Annotated in this window: 25 protein-coding genes; 6 read left to right on the top strand and 19 right to left on the bottom strand. The window is 65.6% G+C overall.

Features of this window, described 5'->3' with window-relative positions:
* Nucleotides 1–3 precede the first annotated feature (3 nt).
* On the top strand, nt 4–1,386 hold the full coding sequence (locus WDB91_RS18285; protein ID WP_339115582.1) for an amidase: 1,383 nt from the start codon (nt 4–6) through the stop codon (nt 1,384–1,386).
* Nucleotides 1,387–1,702: 316 nt separating this feature from the next.
* Here WDB91_RS18285 and WDB91_RS18280 read toward each other — a convergent pair whose 3' ends face one another.
* From WDB91_RS18280 to WDB91_RS18260, 5 genes are all read right to left on the bottom strand, one after another.
* Complete coding sequence (locus WDB91_RS18280) at nt 1,703–2,425, bottom strand: ABC transporter permease (protein ID WP_339115581.1); 723 nt, start codon at nt 2,423–2,425, stop codon at nt 1,703–1,705.
* Nucleotides 2,422–3,345, bottom strand: a complete 924-nt coding sequence (locus WDB91_RS18275; RefSeq protein WP_339115580.1) for an ABC transporter ATP-binding protein — start codon at nt 3,343–3,345, stop codon at nt 2,422–2,424. Before WDB91_RS18275 ends, WDB91_RS18280 begins: the two co-directional genes overlap by 4 nt.
* 3 nt (nt 3,346–3,348) lie before the next feature.
* Complete coding sequence (locus tag WDB91_RS18270) at nt 3,349–4,497, bottom strand: ABC transporter permease (protein ID WP_339115579.1); 1,149 nt, start codon at nt 4,495–4,497, stop codon at nt 3,349–3,351.
* A 4-nt stretch (nt 4,498–4,501) separates the two neighbouring features.
* Nucleotides 4,502–5,404, bottom strand: coding sequence for an ABC transporter substrate-binding protein (locus tag WDB91_RS18265; protein WP_339115578.1), 903 nt, complete (start codon nt 5,402–5,404; stop codon nt 4,502–4,504).
* 163 nt (nt 5,405–5,567) lie between these two features.
* On the bottom strand, nt 5,568–6,758 hold the full coding sequence (locus WDB91_RS18260; RefSeq protein WP_339115577.1) for an MFS transporter: 1,191 nt from the start codon (nt 6,756–6,758) through the stop codon (nt 5,568–5,570).
* A 74-nt stretch (nt 6,759–6,832) separates the two neighbouring features.
* Here WDB91_RS18260 and WDB91_RS18255 point away from each other — a divergent pair, with 74 nt between their 5' ends.
* Entirely contained in the window at nt 6,833–7,150 is a 318-nt protein-coding gene (locus WDB91_RS18255; RefSeq protein ID WP_339115576.1) for a transcriptional regulator, read from the top strand.
* 6 nt (nt 7,151–7,156) lie between these two features.
* Here the strand turns inward: WDB91_RS18255 and pobA are convergent, their stop codons facing one another.
* From pobA to WDB91_RS18235, 4 genes are read right to left on the bottom strand one after another with little or no spacing between them, the layout of a single operon-like run.
* Nucleotides 7,157–8,323: a 4-hydroxybenzoate 3-monooxygenase gene (gene pobA, locus WDB91_RS18250; RefSeq protein ID WP_339115612.1), complete on the bottom strand. Its 1,167-nt coding sequence runs from the start codon at nt 8,321–8,323 to the stop codon at nt 7,157–7,159.
* Nucleotides 8,324–8,341: 18 nt separating this feature from the next.
* A complete protein-coding gene (locus WDB91_RS18245; RefSeq protein ID WP_339115575.1) occupies nt 8,342–9,727 on the bottom strand; it encodes a TRAP transporter large permease in 1,386 nt (461 codons plus the stop codon).
* Nucleotides 9,717–10,226 (bottom strand): TRAP transporter small permease subunit, encoded by a 510-nt coding sequence (locus tag WDB91_RS18240; protein WP_339115574.1) that lies wholly within the window; start codon nt 10,224–10,226, stop codon nt 9,717–9,719. Before WDB91_RS18240 ends, WDB91_RS18245 begins: the two co-directional genes overlap by 11 nt.
* A 3-nt stretch (nt 10,227–10,229) precedes the next feature.
* Nucleotides 10,230–11,264 carry a TRAP transporter substrate-binding protein gene (locus tag WDB91_RS18235; RefSeq protein ID WP_339115573.1) on the bottom strand — a complete coding sequence of 345 codons (1,035 nt, stop codon included), beginning with the start codon at nt 11,262–11,264 and terminating at the stop codon, nt 10,230–10,232.
* A 125-nt stretch (nt 11,265–11,389) separates the two neighbouring features.
* On the opposite strand from WDB91_RS18235, the gene WDB91_RS18230 reads away from it, so the two are divergent.
* Nucleotides 11,390–12,280: a helix-turn-helix domain-containing protein gene (locus WDB91_RS18230; protein WP_339115572.1), complete on the top strand. Its 891-nt coding sequence runs from the start codon at nt 11,390–11,392 to the stop codon at nt 12,278–12,280.
* Between the two features lie 49 nt (nt 12,281–12,329).
* Here the strand turns inward: WDB91_RS18230 and WDB91_RS18225 are convergent, their stop codons facing one another.
* Together WDB91_RS18225 and choX are read right to left on the bottom strand one after the other, a co-directional pair.
* Entirely contained in the window at nt 12,330–13,256 is a 927-nt protein-coding gene (locus WDB91_RS18225) for an alpha/beta fold hydrolase (protein ID WP_339115571.1), read from the bottom strand.
* Complete coding sequence (choX, locus tag WDB91_RS18220; protein ID WP_339115570.1) at nt 13,253–14,176, bottom strand: choline ABC transporter substrate-binding protein; 924 nt, start codon at nt 14,174–14,176, stop codon at nt 13,253–13,255. The genes WDB91_RS18225 and choX overlap by 4 nt, the downstream gene beginning before the upstream one ends.
* A gap of 127 nt (nt 14,177–14,303) precedes the next feature.
* Between choX and betI the strand changes: the two genes are divergently transcribed.
* Nucleotides 14,304–14,960 carry a transcriptional regulator BetI gene (gene betI, locus WDB91_RS18215; RefSeq protein WP_339115569.1) on the top strand — a complete coding sequence of 219 codons (657 nt, stop codon included), beginning with the start codon at nt 14,304–14,306 and terminating at the stop codon, nt 14,958–14,960.
* A gap of 21 nt (nt 14,961–14,981) precedes the next feature.
* On the opposite strand, the gene WDB91_RS18210 is transcribed toward betI, so the two are convergent.
* A complete protein-coding gene (locus WDB91_RS18210; protein ID WP_339115568.1) occupies nt 14,982–15,875 on the bottom strand; it encodes a LysR family transcriptional regulator in 894 nt (297 codons plus the stop codon).
* Between the two features lie 172 nt (nt 15,876–16,047).
* Here WDB91_RS18210 and WDB91_RS18205 point away from each other — a divergent pair, with 172 nt between their 5' ends.
* Both WDB91_RS18205 and WDB91_RS18200 read left to right on the top strand, forming a co-directional pair.
* On the top strand, nt 16,048–17,121 hold the full coding sequence (locus tag WDB91_RS18205) for an alpha/beta hydrolase (RefSeq protein WP_339115567.1): 1,074 nt from the start codon (nt 16,048–16,050) through the stop codon (nt 17,119–17,121).
* A gap of 124 nt (nt 17,122–17,245) precedes the next feature.
* Nucleotides 17,246–17,641 carry a cupin domain-containing protein gene (locus WDB91_RS18200; protein ID WP_339115566.1) on the top strand — a complete coding sequence of 132 codons (396 nt, stop codon included), beginning with the start codon at nt 17,246–17,248 and terminating at the stop codon, nt 17,639–17,641.
* Here WDB91_RS18200 and WDB91_RS18195 read toward each other — a convergent pair.
* From WDB91_RS18195 to WDB91_RS18165, 7 genes are all read right to left on the bottom strand, one after another.
* The gene (locus WDB91_RS18195) at nt 17,629–18,318 is read right to left on the bottom strand and encodes a 4'-phosphopantetheinyl transferase superfamily protein (protein ID WP_339115565.1); all 690 of its coding nucleotides are present in this window, start codon (nt 18,316–18,318) and stop codon (nt 17,629–17,631) included. The genes WDB91_RS18200 and WDB91_RS18195 overlap by 13 nt on opposite strands.
* A 3-nt stretch (nt 18,319–18,321) precedes the next feature.
* The gene (locus WDB91_RS18190; protein ID WP_339115564.1) at nt 18,322–18,861 is read right to left on the bottom strand and encodes a sigma-70 family RNA polymerase sigma factor; all 540 of its coding nucleotides are present in this window, start codon (nt 18,859–18,861) and stop codon (nt 18,322–18,324) included.
* Between the two features lie 165 nt (nt 18,862–19,026).
* The gene (locus WDB91_RS18185; RefSeq protein ID WP_339115563.1) at nt 19,027–20,304 is read right to left on the bottom strand and encodes a SidA/IucD/PvdA family monooxygenase; all 1,278 of its coding nucleotides are present in this window, start codon (nt 20,302–20,304) and stop codon (nt 19,027–19,029) included.
* Complete coding sequence (locus tag WDB91_RS18180; RefSeq protein WP_339115562.1) at nt 20,304–21,335, bottom strand: GNAT family N-acetyltransferase; 1,032 nt, start codon at nt 21,333–21,335, stop codon at nt 20,304–20,306. The genes WDB91_RS18185 and WDB91_RS18180 overlap by 1 nt, the downstream gene beginning before the upstream one ends.
* Entirely contained in the window at nt 21,328–22,218 is an 891-nt protein-coding gene (locus WDB91_RS18175; protein ID WP_339115561.1) for an alpha/beta hydrolase-fold protein, read from the bottom strand. Before WDB91_RS18175 ends, WDB91_RS18180 begins: the two co-directional genes overlap by 8 nt.
* Nucleotides 22,215–23,399, bottom strand: coding sequence for a PLP-dependent transferase (locus WDB91_RS18170; protein WP_339115560.1), 1,185 nt, complete (start codon nt 23,397–23,399; stop codon nt 22,215–22,217). The genes WDB91_RS18175 and WDB91_RS18170 overlap by 4 nt, the downstream gene beginning before the upstream one ends.
* A complete protein-coding gene (locus WDB91_RS18165; RefSeq protein ID WP_339115559.1) occupies nt 23,383–24,726 on the bottom strand; it encodes an MATE family efflux transporter in 1,344 nt (447 codons plus the stop codon). The genes WDB91_RS18170 and WDB91_RS18165 overlap by 17 nt, the downstream gene beginning before the upstream one ends.
* Nucleotides 24,727–24,744: the final 18 nt, after the last annotated feature.

Below are 24,744 nucleotides of genomic sequence, written 5' to 3'. Positions count from 1 at the left end.
CTGATGACAGATATTGCCGATCTGAGCGCCGTGGCGCAGGCACGCGCCATTGCCGCGCGCGAGATCTCGCCGGTAGAGGCCGTGCAGGCGGCGTTTGACCGGATCGAGGCGCGCGCCGAGCTGAACGCCTTTGTGACGCTCTGCCCCGAGCGCGCGCTTGCAGAGGCCCGTGCGGCGGAGGCCCGTATCGCGAAAGGCGCGGCCCGACCTCTCGAAGGCGTGCCTTTCTCGGTCAAGGACCTGATCGCAACCGAGGGTGTGCGCACCACGCAGGGCTCGAAGATCTTTTCACAGAATGTGCCCAAGGAAGATGGCGTGTCGGTGGCGCGCGCGCGCGGGGCAGGGGGCATCCTGATCGGCAAGACCACGACTCCCGAATTCGGACATAAACCCGAAGCGACATCGCCGCTTTCGGGGCGCACGCTCCATCCGACCCATCCCGACCGCACACCGGGGGCCTCCTCTTCGGGCTCGGCGGTGGCCGTGGCGGCCGGGATGGGCCCGCTCTCCATCGGCTCCGATGGCGGGGGCTCGATCCGTATTCCGGCGGCCTGTTGCGGCATTGTCGGGCTCAAGCCCACGCTGGGTATGATCCCGCATCTGTCGCTGCCCGATCTGTTCGGCGCCAATTCCTATGTCGGGCCGATGGCGCGCGACGTGGAAGATACGGCGCTCTTCTTCGAGACGATGGCGGGTTTCGATCCGCGCGATCCCTGGGGGCAGGGGGCGCTGCCCGTGGTCAAGCCCTTCGCGGGGTTCAAGGGGCTGCGGGTCGGCTGGCTCCCCAATGGCGGTGCGCAGGTCGAGCCCGAAACCGCGGCGGCCACCCGTGCCGCCATCGACGCCATGGCGCGGGAAGGTGCCGAGATCGAGGAGATCGAGATCGATTTGCGCGCGGTGGAGCCCGCTTTCCTGACTGTGCTGCGGTCGGGGCTGTCCGCGCGGATGGGCGCGCATGTTGCGCGCCATGGTAATGATATGGATCCGAGCCTTCTGGTGCGCATCATCGAGGGGCGCGATCTTTCAGCCTTTGATATGTCGCAGGCAAGCTTCGAGCGCACCAGAACCTTTAACGCGCTGCAGGAGGTTCTGGCGCGATGCGATGTCATCGTCTCGCCCGTGCTGACCGCACCAGCCATCCCGATCACGGTCGACAGTTCGGGCGATGTGGAGATTGCGGGTAATCGCGGGCCGATCCGTGGTGCGTGGTATCCCTTCACCTATCCGCTCAACCTCACGGGCCATCCGGCGATCTCCATGCCCTGTGGCCGGACCGCGTCTGGTCTGCCCATCGGCTTGCAGATCATGGGCCCATGGTATCAGGACCGTTTCCTGTTGCAGCTCGCGGCGCAGGTCGAGACGCTTCTGGCGGTCAGTCGCGTCTGAGACGCTTTTCCCTGGGGCGCGCGCAGGCCCGCTCGAGCGCCTCTCCGGCCGTTTCTACTGGAGAGCGTTCTGCCGTGTCGGCGCGGCCCGTCGATGGGGGGACGGCATGCCTCCGGCGAGCCCGTGGCGTTTTGCACCTGTTTCTGCGGCAAAGGCGTCCTCACCGGTGGCTGCCATAGCAACGCCTGCACCCCGGGTGACCCGTTACAGCGGTGATCGGCGAGTGCGCGGGGCGCGGCCCGTGGCGCATGGTGCCTGCAAGGCAGAGCGTTCTCTGCGTATCGGTCGCGCCGTAGGTCATGCCAAGCGTTTCAGACTACCGGCGCAGCCGCTTCTCCGCCAGCATCAGCCCGTCATGGATAAGAAGCGCCAATAGGCCTGTGATCACGCCACCCTGCACGACGAATGCGGTGTTATTGGTCAGAAGTCCCGCGATGATCACCTCTCCCAGCGTACGCGCGGCCACCGTCGAGCCGATCGTGGCGGTGCCGAGCGCGATCACCACCGACAAGCGCACCCCTGTCAGGATGACCGGTGCCGCAAGGGGGAGTTCGACCGAGATCAGGCGCTGGCGAGGCGACAGCCCGATCCCGCGTGCGGCCTCCATCGTGACGGAGGGCAGGTTTTGTAGTCCCGTCACCGCGTTATCGAAAATCGGCAGAAGCCCGTAGAGGAAAAGCGCCACCAGTGTCGGCCCCGCGCCAAAGCCCATGGCAGGTACGGCGAGCGCCAGTACGGCCACCGGCGGGAAGGTCTGGCCGACATTGGCCAGCATTCTCGAAAGCGGCAGAAACCCTGCGCCCGCCTTACGCGTGACAAAGATAGCAAGCCCCACCGCGACCACCGTGGCACATCCCGAGGCCAGCGCCACGAGCCCCAGCTGGCTGAGGGTCAGTGACAGAAGCGATGCACGCTCGTAGATCACTGGCCCGCCCTGCGGGGCAAGCGGCGCCAGAAGCGGCGCGAACCACGCGGGCCGGAGCACCATCGCCAGCAAGAGCGCGTAGAGCGCGGGGCGCAGGACCCATCCGGCCTTCATGCGGGGGCCTCGGCGCGCGCGCGGATCGCGCGGAGCGTGACGACGCCTCCGCCGGTCACGGGCAGCGCCTCGCGCCCCGACCAGAGGCAGAGCGACAGCGCCTCGCGCAGGGAGGCCTCGGGGCTGACGGCTGGTCCCGTCGCCTCGCCCGCCTGCACGATCTCGGCGACCCGCATCAGGGACAGACGGCGCAGCGGACGGTCCAGCTCGCCCAGCATATCGGCCACGAAACCGCTTGCGGGATGGGCGATAATCTCGGCGGGCGGCGCATACTGGATCAACCTGCCGCCATCCATCACCGCCACCCGGTCCCCCAGCCGGATCGCCTCGTCCATATCATGGGTGACGAGAATGATCGTGGATCCCAGCTGGCGCTGGATGCGGGCCAGATCCTCCTGCGCGCGCTGGCGGATGATCGGGTCGAGCGCGCCGAATGGCTCGTCCATCAGTAGAAGATCGGGGCGCGAGGCCAGCGCACGGGCCACACCTACGCGCTGCTGCTGCCCGCCCGACAGCTCGGCCGGATAGCGGTCACGGAAGGTCTCGGGTGGCAGCGAGAAGAGATCCAGCAGCTCGTCCACCCGCGCGCGGATCTTGGCCTTGGGCCAGCCCAGGAGCCGCGGCACCGCGTCGATATTGCGCGCGACCGTGTGATGCGGGAACAGGCCGTGGCCCTGAATGGCATAGCCGATCCGGCGGCGCAGCAGATGCGGTTTCATCCTGTGGGTCGGGTCGCCATTGAGGCGGACCTCGCCGGAGCTGGGTTCCTCGAGGCGGTTGATCATGCGCAAAAGCGTGCTCTTGCCCGAGCCGGAGGTGCCCACGATGGTGGTGATCGTGCCGGTCTCGACCACCATCGAGACGGCATCCACCGCAAGATCGGGGCCGAAACGCTTGGTCAGATTGGTGATCTCGATCATTGTTCAGCCTTCTGCCGGTCGGGTGGCGGAGCGCGGGCTGGCCAGCTCGACGGCGATATCCATGACAATTGCGGCCACCAGCGCCAGCGCCACCGTGGGCAGCGCGCCCAGCAGGATCAGGTCTGTAGCGGTCTGGTTGAGGCCCTGGAACACGAACCCGCCAAAGCCCCCGCCGCCGATCAGTCCCGCAATCACCGCCAAGCCGATATTCTGCACCATGACGATACGGAGACCGGCCAGCAGCACCGGCAATCCCAGAGGCAGCTCGACCTGCCACAGGCGTTGGCGCGCGGAAAGCCCGATACCGCGTGCGGCCTCGGCCGTAGCAGGTGGCACCGCTTCGAGCCCCGCGACGGTATTGCCCACCACCGGCAGGAGCGCATAGAGCACCAACGCCACAAAGGCAGGCGCAAAGCCGATGCCCGCGATCCCCAGCCCCGCCAGAACGGGCGCGGCAGTGGCAAGCCCCGCCAGAAGCGGGATCATGATCCCGAACATCGCAAGCGAGGGGATGGTCTGCAAAAACCCTAGCATCGGCAGAAGGAGCCGCCGGAGCCCCGCATGGCGATGGCACAGGAGCCCCAACGGGAAGCCGAGAGAGCTGGCCACCACAAGCGAGCCGAGCGCCAGTTGCAAATGGCGCAGGAGCGCCTGCCAGAATGCGGCAGATCTTGCGCTATATTCCTGCGCGATGGACAGACCCGCAAGCCAGCCAGAGGAGAGCACCGTGGCCACCGCCACGCCGCCCGCAACGAGCAGGAGCGCGCGCATCAGGGCGCGCGGACGCATTGCGTTGAGCGCATCGACCATCAGGAGGGCAAAGACCGCCAGTAATCCCCAGACCCCCGCGGCAGGCCCGCTGCGCGCATAATCACCGGCATCGGCCAGCAGATCGGCGCTGCCTTGCGAGACTGCCCAGACAAGACACCCAAGCCCCAGCGCCCCGCCTGCAAGCCGCAGGGCAGGGCGCGGTGACAGCCCCGCAACAAGCGCCAGAGCCATCCCGGATGTTGCCCCCCAGAGCCCTAGCGTCCAAAGGCGCACGCCCTCACCCGCCACGATACGATTGGCCGCGATGGTCATGAAGGGCAGACAGAGCAGCCCGCCACCGGCAAGCGCGAAGACCAGACCGGCGGGAGAGACCCGCGCCATGGCCTTAGCCCAGCACACCCGTCTGGGTCAGATAGTCGCGCGCCACGGCCTCGGCCGGCTCGCCCCCCACCTGAATACGGCCGTTGAGCTTTTGCAGCGTTGTCATGTCCAGCTTGTCGAAGATCGGGTTCAGGATCCCGGGGATCGAGGGATAGTCGTCGAGCACCTCGGTGCGGAGGATCGGGGTGGGCTCGTAGACGGGCTGCACGCCCTTGTCATCCGTCATCACGACAAGCCCCGTGGCCCCCACGCCGCCATCGGTGCCATAGACCATGGCCGCATTGACGCCCGAGGTGCCGCGGGCCGCCGCCTGAATGGTCGCCGCCGTATCACCGCCCGACAGGATTACCGTCTGGTCGGGCGTCAGGGTGAAGCCATAGGTCGTCTGCATCGCGGGCAACACGCCGGGCGAGGAGACGAATTCGGTCGAGGCGGCCAGTTTGACCTCGCCGCCATCCGCGACCCATGCCCCGAAATCGCTCATGCTCGCCAGATCGTTGGCTTGCGCCACAGGGCCCGTGACCGCGATGGCCCATGTGTTGTTGGCGGGCGCGCTGTCGAGCCAGGTGATGCCATCGGGCGCATCAAGCTCGGCGGCACGGTCATGGGCCGAAGCCGGATCCTTCCAGACATCGCTGCCCGCCTCGTTATGGAAGAAGGCCGCATTGCCGGTATATTCGGGATAAATATCGATCTGGCCGGCCTTGATCGCCTCGCGCACGATCTGGGTGCCGCCCAGTTGCAGGCGCCGCTCGACGGGCAATCCCGCATTCTCGAGCGCGAGCGCGATGATATTGCCCAAGAGCCCGCCCTCGGTGTCGATCTTCGAGGAGACCGTGATATCGGCCTGCGCGGTGGAGGTGAAGCCTGCCACAAGCGCGGCGGCAACGAAGAATTTGGACGTCATGAGTGGCTCCTACGCCTGAGGTCGATGGGGCGGTGGGTCAGGGCATATCGCGCCCGGCTCACAGGTAATTGTAGGAACCATGCGCGGTTTTCCAAGCGATCTGCCGGAAAAAAGCCTCACCGCCGTGGCGGTAGGGGCGTAGGCGTTGCTGGAAAAGGCACCGTTAGCGGCCCTGCGCGTCAGATCTGGCACACATAGCGATCAGCGCCATGGCGATGATGACCACGCCATAGCCGATGGTGGTCGTGGTCAGCCCGAATGTGCTGACGAGGGCACCGGCGATGACCACGGGCACGCCGAAGGCCAGATAGCTGAGCGTGAAGATGGCCGCGAAAAGCTCACCCCGCTCATGGGGTTCGGCCAGCGGTGCCAGCGAGCGGACCGCGCCATAAAAACAGGTGCCGAACCCGATCCCCGCAAAGGGCAGCGCCACGAGATAAGCCCAGAGACTGCCCTGTTGTACCGCAATCAGCGTCAGGAGTGTGCCCGAAGCCAGTGCCACGATCCCCAGACGCAGGGTCGCGGAGGCCGAGATATGCCGTGCAAAGAAGCAGGCTGCGGCGCCGGTTCCGGCCAGCGCGGTGACGACGGCCCCCTGTTCCAGCCCGTGGGTCAGGCCGAAGACATGGCTCGAGATCGATACGCCGAGCGAGAGGTAGAACCCGCCCGTGGCCCATGTGGCAAAGAGGGCAGGGGCCACGCGCCAGAAGACGGGCCGCGCGTTGTCCGGTATCCGCACACGCGGGCGCAGCGCGGAGACAAGGCCTTCATGGCGTGGCGAGGTTTCGGGCCAGAGCCAGACGCCTGCGGCAAAGAGCACGCTGATCAGCGCAAGCCCGATGAAGAACGGATGCAGCGCCAGCGAGGACATATCGATCGCCCCTCCTGCCAGCAGCGCGCCAAGTGCAAGCCCCGCAAGCGGCAGCGTCGAATTGCAGATCGCGGCAAGGCCGGGCCTGTCGGTGGGTTCCAGATCGACGATGGCCGCAGAGAGGGTCGAAAGAAGCAATCCGCCCGCCACCCCCTGCAGGGCACGGGCCAGTACGAGCCCGCCCACGCTATGGGCCTGCGAGAAGATCAGCGCGAAGACCGCCAGAAGCAGGAAGCCCAACGAGAGCATCGGTCTGCGGCCGAGATGGTCGGAGGCCGAGCCGAAGGTCAACAGGGTCGCCAGAAGCGTGATCGCATAGATGGCGAAAATACCGGTGAGAACCACAGGCGAGAACCCGATCTGGGCCTGAAGTTGGGGGTAGAATGGCGAGGGAGCACTGGCGCTGGCCATAACGAGCGCGCTGCCGAGTGCCGCGAGGGTAAAGCTTGCCGGTCTGGCAAGGGGCTGGCGGATGGCAAACATGGGGGCTCCTTGGTTCGAATCTCTTCGAACCTTACCTAGGTTGCATCCTTCGATGGTTCAACTATATTCGAACCATGAGTGAGACACCGACAGATCTACCCCATCCCGCCAAGGACGAGCTGCGCCTCGAGACCGTTCTGTTCGCGCTGAGCGATCCGGCACGTCTCGATATCGTGCGGCAACTGGCCGATGGTCCGCTCGAGATGGCGCGGTGTCATCTGACGGACCCCGATATCCCCAAATCGACCAAATCGCATCTGATGAAGGTGCTGCGCGAGGCGGGCATCATTCTCAACTTGCCCAAAGGGCGCGGGCGCGTCCTGTCGATCCGGCGCGAGGAGCTTGACGAACGCTTCCCCGGCTTGCTCGATGCGGTGCTGAACGCGCCCTGAGTCAGCCTATTCCAGCGGCAGCCCCACATAGTTCTCGGCAATCGAGCGCGATGCGGCCTCGGAGCCCGCGATATAGTGGAAATCGGCCTGCTGCATGCGCTTCTCGAAGGGGCTGCCTCCGGGGAACTGGTGCATCAGCGTGGAGAGCTGCCACGAGAAACGCTCGCATTTCCAGACGCGGTCGAGCGCCTTTGCCGAATAGGCCTCAAGCCGCGTGTCATCGCCCTCGTAATGCGCAACGAAGGCCCGCGACAGCAGCCGCACATCCGCCACGGCGGCATTGAGCCCCTTGGCGCCGGTGGGCGGCACGATATGGGCCGCATCGCCGGCAAGAAAGAGCGCGCCATACCGCATCGGTTCGGCGACGAAGGAACGCAGGGGGGCGATGGATTTTTCAAAAGACGGGCCGGTGCGCAGCCCGTCGGCCGCAGGCCCCAGACGGTTGGAGAATTCCTCCCAGAACCGGTCATCGGACCAGTCCTCCACCCGATCCGACAGATCGCATTGCACATAATAGCGCGAGCGCGTCTGCGAGCGCATGGAGGCCAGCGCGAAGCCGCGCGCATGGTTGGCATAGATCAGTTCATGCGCGACGGGCGGTTGGTCGACCAGGATCCCCAGCCAGCCGAACGGGTAGACGCGCTCGTAGGTCTTGAGAATATCGGCCGGGATCGCCTGCCGCGAGACACCGTGATAGCCGTCGCAGCCCGCGATGAAATCACAAGAGACCTCATATCGGTTGCCGTTCTGGGTGAAGCCGACACTGGGGTCGCCGCTTTTGAGCCCGTCGAGGGTCACATCCTCCACATTATAATAGAAAATCTGCCCCTCTTCGGTCCGCTTGTCGAAGAGATCCCTGGTGATTTCGGTCTGGCCATAGACCATGACCTGCTGACCGGTCAGCCCCTTCAGGTCGATCCGGTGACGCTCACCCTCGAAGGCCAGCTCGAACCCGTCATGGGCGATGCCCTCGCGGTGGAGCCGCTCGGCTACGCCCGCCTCCTCGAGTGTGGTCACCGTGCCCCATTCAAGGATACCGGCACGAATGCGGCCCTCGATATAGGCGCGGTCCTTGCGGTCGAGAACGATGGTATCGACGCCCGCATTGGCCAGAAGCTGGGCCAGCAGAAGGCCACTCGGCCCCGCGCCGATGATGCAGATTTGGGTTTTGATCGTGTTCATGGGGAGACCTCAGAATAGTCGGGTCAGCGCCAGCGACAGGCCGGGCACAAGCACCAGCAGGCCGACACGGACCAGTTCGATGGCGAAGAAAGGCGCGACACCTGCAAAAATGCGGGTGATTGGCGTCTGCGGAGAGAAGGATTTTATGACAAACACATTCATGCCAACGGGCGGGGTAATCAGCCCCAACTCGACGACAATCAGCGCAAGGATGCCGAACCATATCTTCAGATCGGCATTGCCCATGCCGAAGGCGGCGGTTTCGGCGGTGATGTAATCTCCGCCATTCAGCTCGACGAGCACCGGCCAGAAGAAAGGCACCACCACGAGGATCATCGACAGGCTCTCCATGAAACAGCCGAGGATGATCAGCGCCACCAGCATCGCCACAAGGATCACATAGGGATCGAGCGTGGAGGCCGCCGCCCAGTCCGAGAGCGCCGATGGCAGCCCCGTGCGGGCAAAGAACCCCTTCAGGATATCCGCCGAGAAGAGGATGAAATAGATCATCGCGGCGGTTTTGGCTGTGGCAAGTAGCGCGTCCTTCAGCCGTGCCCATGTCAGCCCGTCCTCGTCCGAGAACCGCCGCAACACGAGCCCGTAGACAAGGATCAGGAACACCCCGATCGCGGCCGCCGGTGTCGGCGTGAAGAGCCCCATGCCGAGGCCGAGAATGATCGTGCCGAAGATCGCGGCCACAGGGGCCAGTCTGTGGATCGCGTGGCGCACCTGCGCGGCAGGGATCTCGGTCAGTGGGGGCACAAGCGCGGGGTTGCGGGCGATGCGCAGGCGGATCACCACCAGAAACAGCACCACTGCCATAAGACCCGGCAGGATCGCTGCGCGGAACATCTCGAGGATCGACGCCTCGACCACGATGGCATAGATTACCAGCGCCACCGAGGGCGGGATCAGGATGCCCAGCGTGCCGCCGGCCGCCAGAACGCCGGTCGCCAGACCCTCGTCATATTTCAGCCGCCGCAATTCCGGCAGGGCTACGCGTGACATGGTCGAGGCGGTGGCGATGGAGGAGCCGCTGACTGCGCCGAAGCCGCCACAGGCAAGGATCGTGGCCATTGCGACCCCGCCACGGATCCGGCGGGTGAGCACCGCCAACCCTTGGAACAGATCACGCGACAGGCCGGTTTCGGCGGCGAGATAGCCCATCAGCACGAAGAGCGGCACGACCGAGAGATCGTAATTGGCCACCGAGTTCCACAGCGCGGTCTTGAACTGTTTCAGATAGGGCGCGAATTTTACAAAGGGTGAGGCGAGGCTCAGTGCATAGGTGCCGATGATGCCCGTCAGCAGCATAGCCAGCGCCACCGGAATGCGGAGCAGGATCAGGGCGAAGAGCCCCCCCAGCCCCAGAAGGCCGATCAATTCAGGCGCCATGGGGCATCTCCGGTGCAAAGGTTTCCATCAAAGCCGCCAGTGCCCAGAGCAGGCAGGAGATCACGGCCGTGGGCATGAAGATCCAGACAGGCCAGCCCAAAACGGCGGTTTCCACATTGTCGCCGCGGGTTTCCAGCGTGCCCAGCACCAGCATATAGGCCATCCAGAGTGCGATGGCCGTAACCACCAGCCCCGAGAAAAGCGTGACCAGCCGGTTGGCCCAGCGGGGCGCCTTGTCCATGAAGACATCGACCGCCGCATGGCCGTGATGGAGCTGGCAATAGGGGAACATTGCAAGCCCTGCGACGCCGGCCAGCATGCTCACGCCATCCTCGTAGCCCGACAGTCCCGCGACATCGCCGCCCCAGAGCCCCGCGATCGTATCGGCCAGAAAACCGGCTGCATTGAGAGCCGTCGCGCCAACAATGACGAGCAGCACGAGGCCGCCCGTCACTGCCCAAGCCGCGATGACCCCGTGGAAAAGGGATCTCTTGGTCATGGGTTACTCGCTATGGCTTGCAACGGCAGTTCTGGCTTTTTCGATCAGCGCGTCACCGTCGATCCCCAGCCCGTCGGCCTCCTTGGTCCAGCGGGCGGCGACGGCGGAGAAGGGGGAGTCGAACTCGGCCGAGGCTTCGGGCGAGAGCGCGATGACGCTGTTGCCAGCCTCTTCGGCCATCTTCACGCCAACCGGCTCGATCTCGTTCCATGCCACGCCCATCTCCTCGGCCAGTGCCGCGCCGGAATGGTCATCAATCACTTTCTGCAGATCGGGCGGGAGCGATGCCCATGCGTCCTTGTTCATCGCGAAAAGGAAAGTCGAGGTGCCGAAACGGTGCCCCTGATCCAGCTCGACCGTGGTCTCGGTCAGCTCCGACAGGCCCAGCGGAATGGCCACCTCGAAGGGCACCAGCGCGCCATCCACAACCTTTTTCGAGAGGGCTTGCGGCAGGGCGGGCACGGGCATCGCCACCGGTTCGGCGCCCAGCTCCTCGAGCACCCAGGCTCCGGTGCGCGACGGGCTGCGGACCTTCAGCCCCTTGAACCCCGCGACCCCGTCGATGGAACCACTTGCCAGATGCAGCGCGTTGCCGGCATGCACATGCACGAGGATCGGATGCACATCTTTGAAATCCTCGGCCAGATCGCCCATCATGTCCTGAATGGCCAGATTGGTCGCGCGGGCATCGCCGCCATGGACATCGGGTAGCTCGAAGACCTCGAGACGCGGGAAGGTGCCGGGCGTATAGCCGGGCAGGGTCCATGCCAGATCGACCACCCCGTCACGCACCTGCGAATAAAGCTCGGGCGGCGCCCCTCCAAGCGCCATCGACGGAAAGATCTCGAAATGGATGCGCCCGCCGGAGGCCTCTTCCACCGATTTCGCCCATGGCTCGAGCAGAAGCGTCTGCACGGGGGCCTTGGGGCTGAGAAAATGGTGGATCGAAAACTGGAAGTCCTGCGCCTGTGCTCCGGCGGCCATCAGCGCGCCAAAAGCCGTCGCCAGACCCAATGCGGGTAGACGTGATAGTTTCATGGTTCTCCTCCCATAAATATGGATCAAGGATCGCCCTTTTTGCGGCCCTGTTGGAATGGACGCGGCGCACAAAGATTTGTATTATCCGATCAATCTGGACCTTGAGCGGGGAAGCGGAGGCTGTCATGTCGCGGATGATCCCGATCTATGAACTCTATGGCGAGTTGCTCTCGGGAGCGTTTACCGACCCGATCCATCACGAGACGATCTTCGAGCGTTCGAGCCAGAATGACTGGACGATCCGGCTCCACCGCCATGCGAAACTCGTGCAGGTCTTTTTGTTCCGCACGGCGGGAGTGCGGCTGCGGATTGGCGAGCTGGAGTATCACAGTAGCACGCCGCTGGTGCTGCTGGTGCCGCCCGAGACGCCGCACGGGTTCCGCTTCCCCGAGGCGATCGACGGGGATGTGCTTTCCATCCCCGTGGCCGAGATCGCGCCGCCGGTGCTCGACAAGCTCCGGCAGGTTATGCAGGTCTCGGGCGGGATCCTGACCGGCCCCGCTGCGCAGCGTTTCGAGGCGATCGATATGTTGTTGCGCCAGATCAGGGATGTCTACCACTCGATCGGCAGCGAGCGGGCGGCGCTTCTGGGGGCATTGACCCAAGCAACGCTCCTGTCGCTGATCGGGGAGTTGCGCCGGATCGCGCCGGTCGGCGGCACCGCGTTCCATAGCGAGATGAACCGTCACGAGCTGCAGGCGCAGGCATTTTGCGAGCTGGTCGAGGCGCATTTTACCCGGAGCATGCCGATCCCCGACTACGCCCGCGCCATGGCCGTCTCGCCGCCGCATCTGACACGCGTATGCCGGCGTATCCTCGGCACCTCGCCCAACGAGCTGATCCGCAAGCGCCGGATGCTGGAGGCCAAGCGCCTCTTGGCCTATACGCGGCTCTCGGTGCAGGATGTGGCGCAGCGTTCGGGCTTTGCCGATATCACCTATTTCAGCCGCACATTCACCAAGACCATAGGGATGACCCCGAATGCGTTCCGGCGCAGTGGCGAGGGGCGCCCCTGATGGATCGGGGCGGGTGGCGGCCCGATGGGCTACCACTTATCCGGGGTAGTCAGCACTGATCCTGCGCCTGCGCGGAGGTCGTGCACAGTGTGTCCTCGAACCAGTCACACAGATCCCCCACGACCTCTTCCGAGATCCAGTGACCCAGACCCTCATAGATCCGCAGACCGGCGTTCGGAATGCGCGCGGCCGCCTGCTGGCCCAATTGCAAGGGAAGGCAGGGATCGGTTGTCCCATGGACCACAAGCGCCGGCAGGTCGAGCCGGCCCAGACCGCTCACCCAATCGGGGCTGTCGGTGATGGCCATGGCCTGTCGCAGGTAGCCGCCGCCATCGCCCCCGCCCAGATCGGACCGGTCGAGCAGCGCCTTCGCCCCCGCCCGCGTCCGCGGATCATCGGCAAGCATCGTTCCGCCCGAATAATATTCGGCGCTCTCGCAATAGGTCTGCATTTGTCCGTCGCGATCGGCGGGTAGCAAAAAGAAACGCTCGATCATCACGGTGTTCTCGGGGGTGCCTTCGGCCACCGGCTCGCCATCCGCGCTCGACAGCGACACAAGCGCCGTCACCCGCCCGGGGGCCTGCATCGCGACATGCTGCGCGATCATGCCGCCCATCGAGAAACCTGCACAGGCAAAGCGCCCGATGCCCAGATGATCGGCCAGCGCCAGCACATCATCGGCCATATCGCTAAGGTGATAGGGGGCAGCTATGGCATGGCGGCTGATCCAGCGAAACCCCTCGGGCACCTGCGCAAAGGGCTGTCCCATCCGCTGCGAGAGGCCCATATCGCGATTGTCGGGCCGGATCACGCGGAAGTTCCGGGCCAAACCTGCGACCAGTGTTTCGGGCCATTCCGTCAGTTGCATCCCGAGGCCGGTGACCAGAAAGATGGCAGGCGCATCGGCAGGGCCGTCCATGCGGTAGCACAGACGGACCCCGTTGACCTGCGCGAAACGGTCTGCCGCCTCGCTCACAGCCCGAGCCCTTCCCTGACGGCCGGCAATGCGGGGTTGCCGTCGCGGGTGGTTACGCCCGCCAGCCAGCCCTCCAGCATATCGCTATGCTCGCCGAGCAGCTTGCGGGCCGCATCGGTCGGTGACATGCCGTCATTGAGGATATAGCCCATGCCGATATTCTCCATATCGACCGTGAACTTGAGCTGCGAGAGCAGCTTGCCGGTATTGGGGCATTCCTCCGCATAGTCTTTGCGGAACTGTGTATGAACAGTGGCACCACCAAAATCGGGGCCGTAGAACTTGTCACCGCCCGTCAGGTAGCGCATGTCGAACTCCGCATTCATCGGATGCGGCGCCCAGCCCATGAACACGATCCATTTGCCGCGTTTCACATCGCTTTCCACCTGCGCGAGCATGCCCTGCTCGGAGCTTTCGACGATCTGCCAGTCCTCAAGACCGAAGCCACCATTGTCGCGCGCGTCGATCATGCTGTCATTCGATCCCGGCGAGAGGCCGTAGAGCTTGTGGTCGAATTCGTCGCCATGCGCGGCGATATCGGCGAAATCATGCACGCCCGCCTCATAGACATAGGATGGCACGGCCCAGGTATATTTGGCGCCCTCGAGATTCTGGGTGACCGTCACGACCGAGCCATCTTCCTTGAACGGCTTGTAATACTGCACCATCGCCGGATCCCAGTATCCGAGGAAGGCATCGACATCCTTCTTGGCCATGAACTGGTAGATGATCGGGATGCTCAGCAGCTCGACATTGGCACTATAGCCCAGCTGTTCGAGAAGAACCTGCGCGATGCCCGAGGTCAGGGCCGTATCGGTCCAGCCCGGCTCGGCGAGCTGGACCTTGCTGCAATCGGCTTGTGCAAAAGTGGCGGAGGCAAGGAAAGCGCTGGCAGCGAGCGCCGCTCTGGCGGTCATCATATTCGTATATCCTATCCTGTGGTCTATAAGCTGACTCTGCGGTCAATATACGCATTGTTAAGATAAGTTGACCTGTCGGTCAATCTACTCTACCGAAAACGTCCCGAGATAAGAAGGAGGGCTGCTTTTGGGACGCAGACCGTTATCGCAGATCCGGCGCCGCGAATTTGCCCGAGCCGCGCATCAATGCCTTGCGCGTTACGGCATGGCGGGCACGACGCTCGCGCGCGTGGCAGAGGAGGCGGGGGTCTCGAAAGCCAGTGTGCTGCATTATTTCGGCAATAAGGACGATCTGCTCGAGGCGGCCTTGCGTCATGGCAACAGCGCCCTGCGTGACGAGGTTTCGGCGCTGATGAAAGTGGCGCGAAATCCGTGGCAGCGGATCTATGCGGTGGTCGAAGCCAACCTCTCGCCCCGTGCGTTCCGCCCCTCGATCGCGCAGGGCTGGATGTCGCTCAGCGCGGCCGTGCCCTATAACCGGCAATACCAGCGGATCCAGACGGTGATCTATGCCCGCACCCGCAGCAATCTGATCGGTCCGCTGCGCAGCCTGTCCGAGGCGCAGACCGCCGAAGGCATGACCGATGCGCTGATTTCCGTAATAGATGGTGTCTGGATGCGGTGCGGATTGAGCCTCGGCGGGATGACGGTAAAGGACGCCCGTGACCAGATCGAACTTCTTCTCGACGCGCGCTTTGCGGATACGCCCGAGCGCCGTGCCGCGCGCCAATGCATGGCCGAGGCCTGCCGTGTGCTGATGCTGTCCAAGGGGATCACGGACTGATGGGGGCGGTTCTGCCGCCCGTCAGCTCCTGAACCGCAGCCGGTCGATCAGCAACCTCAGGGCCGAGCTGAGGTTGTGCCGGCCCATATAGCACAGGTGATAGCCCGCAAAGGCCGGACAGAACTCCGCGAGCACACGCCGCAGCTCTCCGGTCGCGAGATCGGCGCGGACCTCCGGAAGCGGCAGGAAGCCGATGCCGTGGCCGGCGCGCACGGCCTCGCGCACCAGAGCCGGATCGTTGAGGATGAATGGGCCGGTCAGCTTTTTCACGATCTCGGTGCCATCCGCCTCGAATTCCCAGTCATAGACAGGGCCATCGGCACGGTGACGCATCAGAAGGCAGTCATGCTCTTCCAGATCGTCGGGATGGAGGGGGGTGCCGCGGCGTGAAAGATAATCGGGCGCGGCCACGGCGGCCATTTCCAGCGGGGGCCCGACCGGCACCGCGATCATATCGGGGCTCAGATGCTCGCCTAGCCGGATTGCGCAATCGAAGCGGTCCTCGGCCAGATCGGAGAGCCGTCCGTCGCTGCTGATCTCGATCCGCACCTCGGGATAGTCGCGCACCAGCTGCGAGACCACCGGCCAGAGGTAATCGCGCGTGGCAGGCGCGCTCGAGGTCACGCGCACCAGCCCCGAGGGGCGCTCGCCCAAGGTGCGGATCTCCTCGATCCGGTTGCCCAGCTGCGCGAAGCTTGGCGCGAGCGCCGCCAGAAGCTGTGCCCCCGCATCGGTGGGCGTCACCTTGCGCGCGCTACGGTTCAGCAGCCGAATGCCGATCCGGTCCTCGAGCCGCCGGATCGTATGGCTGACGGCGGATTGCGAGATGCCCAGCCGGTGTCCGGCGCGGGTGAAATTGCCCTCCTCGCTGACGGCCAGAAGGGTCGAGAGATCTCCGAGCAGTTCGCGGTCCATGAATATCTCCTGAAGTTCGGTCGTGCTGTGACCAGTTTGTCAGATGTTCTAGCGCAAATCTTGCACGAATTCATGAATCCAATTCATGGGACAGATGCCTAATGGCGGTCTTATCCAGCGGTCCGGATCGCGCCAGATTGGGGGCAGAGCGAATATGATGATGGAGTTTCCCATGACCGAGCAGACAGATCCCGCAGATCCCGCCCGTCGCGACCTTCTTCTGGGGGCGGGCATCGGGGCCGCAGCCCTGGGTATGCTCACCCTGAGTGCCGAGGCCCTGCTGGCGCAGGCCACGCCCGAATGGGACAAGACCTTCCCCCGAAGCGCGCGTGTCGATCACCGCAAGGTCGCCTTTACCAACCGCTACGGCATCGCGTTGGTGGGCGATCTCTACCTGCCAAAGGAGAACCGTGGAGCGCTGCCTGCCCTTGCCATCGCCGGTCCTTTCGGCGCGGTCAAGGAACAGGCGGCAGGCCTTTACGCGCAGGAGATGGCCGAGCGCGGATTTGCGGCGCTGGCCTTCGACCCGTCCTATATCGGCGAGAGCGGCGGTGTGCCGCGCTATGTGGCCTCGCCCGATATCAATACCGAGGATTTCATGGCGGCGGTCGATTTTCTCGGTCTCGAGGCGGGGATCGACCGCGAGCGGATCGGGATGATCGGCATCTGCGGCTTTGGCGGCATGGCGCTGAATGCGGCCGCCCCCGACAAGCGGGTAAAGGCGGTGGCGGTGACCTCCATGTATGACATGAGCCGCGTGATGGCGCATGGTTATAACGATGCGATGAGCGGCGAGGCGCGTCAGGCCGCCCTCGAGGCGATGAGCCGCCAGCGCTGGGAGGATGCGGCCTCGGAGGCGGCGCCGGAACGGGCGGGCGGATTGCCCGACAGTCTGGAAGGGATCGATAATCCGGTCATCGCCATGTATCATGGCTATTACAAGACGGATCGGGGCTATCATCCGCGCGCGCTCAACTCGAATGGCGGCTGGAACACCACCTCGCCCCTGTCCTTCATGAATATGCCACAGCTGACCTATCTCGACGAGATCTCGCCGCGTCCGGCGCTGATTATCGCGGGCTCGGAGGCGCATTCGCGCTATTTCAGCGCAGATGCCTATGCGCGGGCGGCCGAACCGAAGGAATTGGTGATCATCGAGGGCGCAGATCACGTCGACCTCTATGACCGCAAGGAGATCATTCCCTTCGACCGGCTTCAGGGTTTCTTCGAGACCCATCTGGCCTGAGCGCCCTCCGCTTGCCTTCCCCGCAGGCTGGCCGCAACTATGCAGGGCACGCCCCGCCGCAACACAGCGGGCAGCCCTATCCGGTGGAGCGGTTTTCCGCGCCATCCAACCCGAGGAGACAACCATGAAAATCATCCGCGCAGGCAGCACGCCCTCCGCTCCGGGCCCCGAGGCCTATTTCACCGGCACCGTGCGCATCGACCCGATGTTCCAAGCCGACGCACCGGGCCGCACGAGCGGTGCCCATGTCACGTTCGAGCCCGGCGCGCGAACCGCATGGCACACCCATCCCGCAGGCCAGACCATCATCATCACCTTCGGGCGCGGGCGGGTCCAGCGCGAGGGCGGGCCGGTCGAGGAGGTGAGCACCGGCGATGTGGTCTTTTTCCCAGCAGGGGAGAAACACTGGCATGGGGCAGCACCGCAAACCGCCATGTCCCATATTGCCGTGCAGGAGAGTATCGACGGCTCCCCCGTGACATGGCTCGAGAAGGTGAGCGATACCGATTACGGTGCCTGATCGCGGTAGGCACGGGGAGCGCGGATTTCTGGTGGCTGTTCCTTGTCATCCACCCGCGCCGCGCGGGCATCTTCCATCCGGCAAAAGCTGAGGACCGCCTCCCCGAGGTGGAAGACGGGCACGGTTATGCGGCGCCTTGCGGGAAAGAATGCGAGCAGTTCTGCGGAGGGCGCGAAGACGAGCGCCCCCCCCGAGGGCCGCGCGGCGAGCCGGATCGCATCGAATTCAAGCACCCGCCCGACACTTGGATAGACCGCCTTGTAGACGCTTTCCTTGGCCGAGAAGACCGCAGCCGCCTGCCAGAGCAATGCATCGCTGCCATGATCGAGGAGCGCACGTTCGGACGGGCCCAACGCGACCGAGAGGATGTCTTGCGCGGTCTGCCACTCCGGCACGCCTTCGATATCGACCCCCCAATGGCAGCCGGTCCCGCGATGGAGCAGACAGAGCGTGAATGGCCCCCAATGGCTGAGGCTGCCCCGCGTGCCCGGAGGCCAGTCGCGGGGCGCGCGGGGCCGGCAGGGCACGCGGCTCGCGGGCAGGCCGAGTGCCTGTTGGCCCTGCGCCACGAGCCTGTCGGCACGCAGATGCGCGGGACCGTCATCATGGCCTGTCAGTAGAATGGTCATGGAATCGGGGCGGCACAGGAGCCTGTCGGCATGTCGCGGCAGGCGCATGGGTCAATGCTCCGGCCGCTGCGGCTCGAGCACGTCCTGTAGCTGGGCATGGACACGGGCGATGATCGCATTGATGCGGGCGGGCGAAAGACCCTCGCGCGTGGCCAGATCGCGCTGTCGTATCCCGCCCAGCCTGTGGTCCAGAAAGATGCTCCGGTCGCGGTCCGGCACGCGGGCCAAACCTTGCTCCAGGAGATCCAGGCGCTGACGGTCGAGCAATAACCGCTCGGGATCGGCCTGCGGGCAGGGCAGTTCGGTGACCGGCTCCGCTCCCGGTTGGCGCTTCGTGCGGCGATACTGGTCGATGGCGAGATTGCGGACCATGCAGCCAAGCCATGCTTGCGGACGGGCGATCTGCTCGCGCCGCAACGGACAGTCGAGGCAGCGCAGCGCCGCTTCCTGCAGGACATCCTCGGCCTGATCGCGGTTTCCCAGCACGCGCATGGCCTGACATAGAAGCCGTTCGCGTCGTGACTGTAGCGTATCGAGCAGATCCGCCCGCAGGGCGGTATCGGGCAAGGAAGGGGGAGCAGCAACGGGCATGGCATCACCTGACAAGGGGAGGGGTCATCTGCCGGGCGCGTCGCTGAGTAGATGGGCCAGACCTAGCACGGGCGGTGTTTTACAGACAAGGCTCTCCACAAGTCAGGCGACGCTCTGACGCTGCGGCATGGGCAGGAGGCCGCCGGATGCGGCCTCCCCTCCCACTCACTCGGCGGCGAGGCTGTGGCGGCGCGCCTGCGCCAGCCCGATCAGGCTCTGTGCCAGCTCGTCCGCGCGCAGCGCCAGCACCGACAGGAGCGTATCGCTCAGGCCATGGGTGCTCTCGCTGAACCCCTGCACGAAAATGCCGGGGGCAAAGCCGTTTTCCATCGGTAGGCGATAGCTCCGGTCGGGCAGATCGCCCGTCCAATGCGGCGCCAGATCGCCCAGCAACCGCCCGTCGATCCGGCGCTCGAACCCGGTGGCGAGGATCACCAGATCGGCGGCGATCTCCTTGGGCCCCTGTGGCCCCGCAAATGCCAGCACCACGCCGTTTTGCCGCCTATGGGCGCCGGTGAGCCGCTGCTCGGGATGCACGCCCAGACGGTCCTCGCCGGTGACGCTCTGCTCGTAGAGCCGGTCATAGAGCCGCTCGATCAGATCGGCATCGGCCACCGAATAATTGGTGGCGGCCAGCGCCCTGAGGGTCTCGTGCCGCTCTGTCTCGGAGCGGGCATGGAACCGGTCGGTGCCTGCGGGGTCGAAGATCTCGTTGACGAAAGGCGTATCGTCGGACGGCCGCAGGGCGGTCGCGCGCAGCACCAGATCGATCCTGGGCGCTTCGGGGCGGCTGGCCAGATCATCGAAGATCTCGGCCCCGCTCTGGCCGCCGCCGATCACCGCCACCCGCATGCCGGGCTTCAGGCGGGGCAAAGCGCGGGACAGGTAATCGCGTGAATGGATGACACGCGGATCATCGCGCAGGACCTCGAGTGCGGCTGGCCAGCGCGGCTGGCCACCGGGCGCGAGGATGAGATTGCGCGCCGTCTCGGCCCATTGCCGCCCCTGACGGTCCTCGGCAATCACCGAGACCGCGTCGATCCGCCCATGGCGCTTCACGGGGGCAAGCCCCACCACCTTGCGGTCATAGGTGCAGACAGGAAGCTGGCCCGCCACCCATGCCAGATAGTCATTGAACTCGACACGGCTGGGGAAGAAGGTCTTGCGGTTGATGAACCGCCCGAGCCGCCCCTTGGCATGCAGATAGGCCACGAAGGAAAACGCGCTTTGCGGATTGCGCTGACTGACCAGATCCTTGAGGAAGGAGACCTGCATATCGGCGCCTTCAATCATCATTTCAGGATGCCACGCGAATTGCGGGCGCGCTTCGAGAAAACGGGTGCGCAGCCCCGCACCCCGCTCGTGCAACGCCACGGCAAGCGCGAGGTTCGAGGGGCCGAAGCCCATGCCGATCAGATCGAATTCACTATCGTGAGAAGTCATTACCAGTCTCCTTTATCCAGAAGGCGCGCGGCCGATAGCCGGAGCGGCTGGCCGTCTGTGGGCGCGGGGCGCGCCCATGCGCGGGTCTCGAAGAAATGCTGGCGGTCGAGGGCAACGAGGCTGGCACGTTTATGGGGGAAGTCGAAATCGCGCAGATGGGCAAAGCCCGCCCGCGCCAGATTGCGAAGCTGCTGGGCATGGCTGGCCTTCGGCTCGCCCATGATGCGGGCACAGCGCGGCTCGGACAGGAACATGTAATGCATGAGCGAGGGCAGCCATGCGGTGATATAGTCCGCCCCGCGCACGCTCTCCTCGCCCACCAGCACATGCCAGCCCCGATCAAAGGGGCCTGCCTCGTAATGCGCGCCGATCCGGTTCTCGCGACACCAGTACAGCTCGAAATAGGCGAAGGGCATGTCATCGAGCATCCCGATCACCCCCGTCATATGCGGATCGGCCAAAAGCCGCTCGAGATAGGCCTGATGGGCCTCGAGGCTGCCCGCCTCCTCGAAAAAGGCCGCCACGCGCGGGTCGTTCTGCCAGCGGTGGAACAGGGGCAGATCGTCCATGGTGAGCGCGCGCAGGCCGAATGTCTGGCCGAGCCAGGGAATATAGCGGCGATAGAGCTGCCCTTCCGGCGCAGGCGGGCGCAGCGGGTGGCGGCCATGGGGGCCCTGCCGCCAGACCAGCGGATAGGCGGGCGCGTCATGGCACAGCCAGAGATCGGGCACCTGCCAGAGCGTTTCGGGCAGAACGAAATCCCCGCCCGCGCAGGCCAGCGCCACGCCCTGCGCCCTGAGCCGCGGGAGCAGCGGCGCCCATGCCGCCCCATCAAGACGCAGCGCCACCTCCGGCCCCTGCGCGGTCAGGCGCTCGCAGGCGGACAGCGTTTTGGCGAAAAGCTGATCGGGGGGCATAGGGATTTCAGGGGCCGCAAGCGCAAGCCGCCCCTCGCCATGATCGCTGACCGCGAACACAGTGCCGCAGGGCAGAGCGACGGCCTGCGGGAAGGGAGAAAGATCATCAGGCATGGGTTGGCTCCTCGGGGGGCAGGGCAAAAGCCCAGTGCAGGGCGCGATTGATGGCAACAGGCAACACCGACATATGGGTCTCGCCGGCATAGGTCTCGTAGTGCGTCTCGATCCCCATGGCGGCGAGCGTCCGGGCCATCTCCTGTGCGGCCGCCACGGTGCGGGTGCGGGCTTTCTCGGCCAGACGGAACTCGGCATCGGGGGCCGCGCGCTGGAAGGGAGCAAGGATGTCCCCCTCCCATTCGCCCGCCGACAGGTGCACACGGGGCGCGGTGGTGGCGGGCGGGGTGAACCCTGCCAGATACTCAAGAAGGAAGCTCTCCTCCCATGTGATCGCGGGGCTTGCCGCAATCACATGGCGGAACGCGGCCGGTTGCGTGAACAAAAGCCACAACGCGAACAGCCCGCCAAAGGAATGGCCGAATAGCGCGCGGTTGTCCGGGTCGAGCGGGGCGATTGTGTCGAGGAAGGGGCGGACATCTTCCAGCAGGAACCGCGCCATCTCGGCGCCCCCGCCCGTGCGCACCTCCAGCCCGCCTTCATGGAAGGGCGGGTAGCTGCGGCCCGGCGGCGGGCCCAGATCCCAGCTGCGGCGGAAGCTGTCATAGGGCGCATCGCTCGGATAGCCCACCGCCACCAGCGCACCCCAGCCAAGCCCCGTACCCGTCGGCCAGAAGGCCTGTGCCCGCATCGCATCAATGGCGGTGCCGATCACAGCATTGCCGTCAAGCATCCATAGCGCGGGCCAGCCCGCCTGTGGCGCGGGGCCTTCGGGCAGCCAGAGGAACACCCGCCTGACCGCGCCGGTGATGCTGTCCTCGAGGTCGAACCACCGTGTGCGCGGCGCGAGCCCCTGTCCTTCGGCAAGAAGCTTGGGGCTCATTGCGCAGCCTCCATCTGTTGGGCGGCCGCAAGCGCCTGCATCAGATCCGCCGCGAGGACCTCGACCGGCTCGAGCCCCACAGCCAGCCGGATGGTGCGCGGGCTGACCCCGAAGTAGCGGAAGGAATTGGCCGCCCCCGCCAGACCGCAAGCCGCACTGCCCGGCACGATGAGGCTCTCGGGCCCACCCCAGCTGACCCCGATCCGGATCGTTTCGAGCGCATTGCAAAAGCGCGCCACATCGATCCCCTCGTGCAGATCAAAGGCGAAGAGCCCGCCATAGCCGGCAAGCGCGGAGGCCGCCCATGGCGCGAGCCCCGGATGATGGACGGCGCTAATGGCGGGATGCGCGGCCAGTTTGCGCGCCAGCGACAGCCCCGAGGCCATATGACGCCCCATGCGCAGATCGAGCGTGCGCATGCCGCGCAGGATCAGGAACGCATCCATCGGCGACATGCGCGCGCCGTAAAGATGGGTGGCCTCGTGATCGATCCGCGTGATCAGCTCCCGCGATCCCGCCACCAGCCCGCCCAGCGTATCGCTATGGCCCGAGAGATATTTCGACGCGGCATGGACTACCAGATCGATGCCCAGCGTCGCGGGCTTCTGATAGAGCGGCGTGGCCCAGCTGTTGTCGATGACGCTGAGCGTGCCTGCCGCGCGGGCCGCCGCGGCCAGCGTGGCCAGATCCTGCTCGTGGAAGGTCCAGCTGGTGGGGCTCTCCAGATAGAGGAGGGCCGCCTGCGGCAGGGCCTCCATCAGGGCATGGGTGTCGCGCCCATCAATATAGACGGTCTCGATGCCAAAGCGTTTCAGCACGGTCTCGCAAAGCCGGAAGGCATCGGAATAGAGATGGCGCACGGCCACGACCCTGTCTCCGCTTTTCACGAAAGGCAGGATCGCGCCGCAAATTGCCGCCATGCCGGAGGCAAATCCGCGCGCGGCCTCGGTCTGTTCAAGCCGCGCGATCAGCCCCTCCAGCTCGCTCACCGTCGGATTGTCGCCGCGCGAATAGATAAAACGGTCCGAGCGCCCCGCGAACACATCGGCGATCTGGTCGTAGCTCTCGAAAAGGAACGAACTGGACTGGAAGATCGGGGGCGCCGAGGCGGCCAGCGCATGGGGGCGGGCAGGGCTGATCAGGTCATCAGGCCCGATCTCTAGGTCAGGATTGGGGGTCATGGGACATCTCCCTTGGTTGGAATGGGGTGGGGGCGCTGCGCATCATCCAGAGCGCGAGCGCACCGCCGAGAAGGGCGGCGAGGGTCAGTGCGGGGGCGAGCCCCGCCACGCCGAGGAGGGGCAGCATCAGCGCCAGAAGCGGCCAGAGCAGCCAGCCCGCAGGCGCAAGGCCCAGACAGCTGGCGCGCAGCGGGTCGATCCGTGCCTGCAGCAGGATCTGCACCTGCAGGCGCAGCGCGAGGGCGGGCAGCCCCAGCGCGAGCCAGCGCAGGAGCGGGATGGTCTGGCCCGCAAGATCCGGACCTGGGGCAAGGAGCGCGGCGAGCAGGGGGGCCAGCAGGAGGATGGCCACGCACATCCCCGCCCCCGCCCCGATCAGGGCGCGCAGCCCGTAGCGGAACACCGCGCGCAGGCGGGCGGGATCGCGCGCGCCGATGGCGTGGGCCAGAAGCGGCTGGAGCCCCAGCGCGAACCCTTCCATCGGGAGCTGCACGATCAGTAGCAGTCTGAGCGCAAGCCCCAAGGCGGCCAGCGTGGCGGTATCGCCCAGCACGAGCGCCAGATGCAGGACCGCCATCATGCTGAGCGTGGTCAGCAGCACAGATCCCGCCTCCGGCAGCCCGATCCGCGCCATATCGGCCAGAGGGGCGATACGGTCCAGACAGGGGCGGCGTGAAAGGGGCGCAAACCACAGCGCCCAAGCGCCAAGCGTGACACTCTGCGCGCAGAGCGTTGCGATCGCCGCCCCCTCGAGCCCGTAGCCAAGCCCGAAGATGAAGAGCGGATCGAGCGCGATATTCAATCCGAAACAGAGCGCCAGAAGCTTGAGGCTCGTGGCAGAGGCGCCGCGCCCGATGGCCAGAAAATCGCACTGGATCTGCATGAGCGAGCCCGCCATGGTCAGGATGAGGAACGGGAAATATCCGCGGGCAAGCCCCGCGAGAGGGTCGGTCTGCTCCAGCCCCAGAAGGCCCAGAACCGGTGCCTGCGCCAGCCAGAGCGCGCTACAGAGCCCCGCCGCAAGCCCCAGCGCCGTGACCAGCGCAAGCCCTGCAACGGCCCGCGCCATCTGTGTATCCGCCGCCCCCAAGGCGCGCGCCGTCAGGCTGGCCGCGCCGATGCCGATCCCGATCCCGAGCGCCGCCACCAGTCCCGCAAGCGGTGCCATCAGCGAGAGCACGGCCAGAGGCTCGGTGCCAAGGCGCGCGACGAACCCCGCATCAACCACCTGATGAAGCGCATTGAGCGACAGCCCCGCCATGACAGGCAGGCCGAGCTTGCGGGCAAGTCGGGGAAGATCGGGATCTGAAAGGTCTGGGGGGGCCATCTGGGCGCCTCGGTTTGG

Source organism: Thioclava sp. GXIMD2076, assembly GCF_037949795.1.
Taxonomy (GTDB): domain Bacteria; phylum Pseudomonadota; class Alphaproteobacteria; order Rhodobacterales; family Rhodobacteraceae; genus Thioclava; species Thioclava kandeliae.
Note: the sequence above shows the minus strand (reverse complement) of the source record. Positions and strands in the feature narration are given on the sequence as shown.